The sequence below is a fragment of the Kitasatospora sp. NPDC097691 genome (genome assembly GCF_040302665.1).
In the GTDB taxonomy this organism is placed as follows: Bacteria; Actinomycetota; Actinomycetes; order Streptomycetales; family Streptomycetaceae; genus Kitasatospora.
On sequence record NZ_JBEORY010000126.1, the window covers coordinates 1 to 1,996 of the forward strand.

Consider the following 1,996-nt stretch of genomic DNA (forward strand, 5'->3'; position numbering starts at 1 on the left):
GTATTCGTTGCAATCATTTCGCGCCCCCTTCGCGCCGTGGAATCAGTTCGGATTTCTGTCTTTCGATCAGGCAGGATGCCCCATCGGAGGGCGGGATGCCCTGGTGCCTGCGGCCCGCAGCCGGTCCGGATGAGGCGCGGAGCCGTTCAGGCCGACAACCATCGCGGGGTAGAGTTGCCGACGATCACTGGACGAGCACGGCCTGGTCGCAGCGCGTGCCTTCCACGGTGAGGTCGGCGTAGCCGAGGCGGATGCCGAGAACCCGCAGCGTGTTGTCCAGGACCTTGTCCAGCGCCGGGGTCGCCGCCGAGAGGGCGGTCGCGACCGTACTCCTGACGACGCCCGGGGCGAGCACGCCGAGGCCATTGATCTGGAGGTCCAGGTCGCCGATCAGGCGGCCGGTGAGTGATTGCGCGTATCCGCCCGAAGAGACCGTGCGGACGGTGCGGCGGGCGATGTCGTCGTCGCTGAAGACGACCGGCTGGGCGGCGGGACTTCCGAGCGTCAGGCGGCTGCGGCCCGCCACCGTGAGAGCGGGAGCGACACGGAGGAGAGTCGCCGGCTGATCGAGGTCCGGAATGCGGGCATCCGGATTGAGCAAAGCCTTCGGGATATCCGCGATCGCGAGGTCGACGAGGCCCGTCTGGGCGTCCACCACGACCTGTCTGCTTTGCCGGTCCGACCATGGGCAGGTCACCGACCGCAGCCGTCCCTGCGCCTTGGCGGCCTGCACGTAGAGCGGCAGTTGGAGGGTGCCGAGATTGAGCGGCAGCGTCAGGGTGCTTTCGATGAGGAGACGCGTCTGCGCCGTCGTCACGGTGGCCCTGGGGCTACCGGGCTGGACGTAGCCCGAGCTCTGGCGCTTCTCGCCGATCCCCAGCGTCACCTGGGTCCGCAACAGGCCCGGCACGCTCGCGCCGAGATCCGCGGAGACCTGGCGATCGCCGTTCGCCACCAGAAGCGCTGCCGAGAGGGTGTCCATCAGCCCGATCGATGGTCCCTTGACGCCCGTGCTCGGCGCGAGGTTCGCTGCATCGCCCAGGTCGATGATGCGCCCGATGCGCACGGACCCGCCTGCCCCGCGAACCACATTGTTCAATTGCCCGAGGGCGGCCGCCGCGACGCTGTTGCCCGCGCTCGTGGCCGCGACCGATTGGAGCGCCGAGAGAATCTGACCGACCGTGGCGTTCGCGGTGACGACGTCGTTGTAATTGTCGACCTTGAGATCGAGCGCCGGCTGGAGCGCGTCGAGCACCCGGAAACCGTCGACCTGCGCCGCCGCGAGGGCTTCGTAGTCCATGGCGGACAGGTTGACCGGCTTCCCGAGCAGAGCCGTGAACAGGCCGTTGATGACGCCGGCATCGAGACGCAGCAGCCCGGATCCGATGCTGAAGGACGCGAATCGCGCAGAAGCGGCAGTCCCGCGCACGTCGATCTGGACATCGCGCTTGAAGCCGATTGCCGGGGCGAAGAAGGTCGGTGTTCGCGTCCGCAGATCCACCCGGACGGCGCTGGGCGACACTGCGTTGGACACGAAGCGGTCCGCGACAGGCACCTTGGCATCGCCCACGTACACGCCCGGCTGGACCTTGATCACCACATCGGCGCCGAAGCCGTTATCGGCCAGGGACTGCCGCGCCAGAAGGTCGGCCCGCTGCGGATCGGCGGCGGCCAGGGTCGCGGCGAGATCGACCGCCCCCTGTGCCTTGCGCCGGGCGACCACCATGGAACCGTAATCGACACCGATCGCCGTCACCGTCAGGAGTGTGGTGATGGCAAGCGCCGTGAAGACTGCGACGGCACCGCGCTCGTCCTGCCTGAAGCGCCCGATCATAACCCACCCCGGCGCACGCTCACCGTGCTCTGGATGAGGTCCGGCGGCAGGGGAATCAGGCCCGAGAAGCCCGAGAATCCCAGGGACTTCGCATCGAAGGTCAGGGTCACGGTGAACAGGGTGGTGTCCGTGGGGTTCGGGCCGACCGCCACCAGCAGGGTG

1 protein-coding gene is annotated in these 1,996 nt (G+C 68.4%); it reads right to left on the minus strand.

Annotated elements, in window-relative coordinates; all coding sequences use genetic code 11:
* Positions 1–184: 184 nt before the first annotated feature.
* Positions 185–1,834, minus strand: coding sequence for a TadG family pilus assembly protein (locus ABTY56_RS38590; RefSeq protein WP_350634366.1), 1,650 nt, complete (start codon positions 1,832–1,834; stop codon positions 185–187).
* Positions 1,835–1,996: the final 162 nt, after the last annotated feature.